General features: G+C 47.8%; 3 tRNA genes. All 3 read right to left on the bottom strand.

From position 1 onward, the window contains the following. Nucleotides 1-11 precede the first annotated feature (11 nt). Nucleotides 12-92, bottom strand: a tRNA-Leu gene (locus tag FOT98_RS31955). 15 nt (nucleotides 93-107) lie between these two features. Next, nucleotides 108-183, bottom strand: a tRNA-Lys gene (locus FOT98_RS31950). 13 nt (nucleotides 184-196) lie between these two features. Continuing rightward, nucleotides 197-272 (bottom strand) — tRNA-Thr (locus tag FOT98_RS31945). Between the last annotated feature and the right edge of the window lie 21 nt (nucleotides 273-293).

Genomic DNA, 293 nt, shown 5'->3' with positions numbered 1-293 from the left:
TTTATTAAAAGTGCGGGTGAAGGGAGTCGAACCCCCACGCCAAAGGCGCTAGATCCTAAGTCTAGTGCGTCTGCCAATTCCGCCACACCCGCATATTTAAGTTAAAATGGTGAGCCATGAAGGATTCGAACCTTCGACCCTCTGATTAAAAGTCAGATGCTCTACCAACTGAGCTAATGGCTCTTGCAATAAAAACTGGTGCCGACTAGAGGACTTGAACCCCCAACCTACTGATTACAAGTCAGTTGCTCTACCAATTGAGCTAAGTCGGCTAAATGGTGGAGGATGACGGG

Source organism: Bacillus sp. HY001 (assembly GCF_007558965.1).
Lineage (GTDB): Bacteria > Bacillota > Bacilli > Bacillales > Bacillaceae_G > Bacillus_A > Bacillus_A mobilis.
Note: the sequence above shows the minus strand (reverse complement) of the source record. Positions and strands in the feature narration are given on the sequence as shown.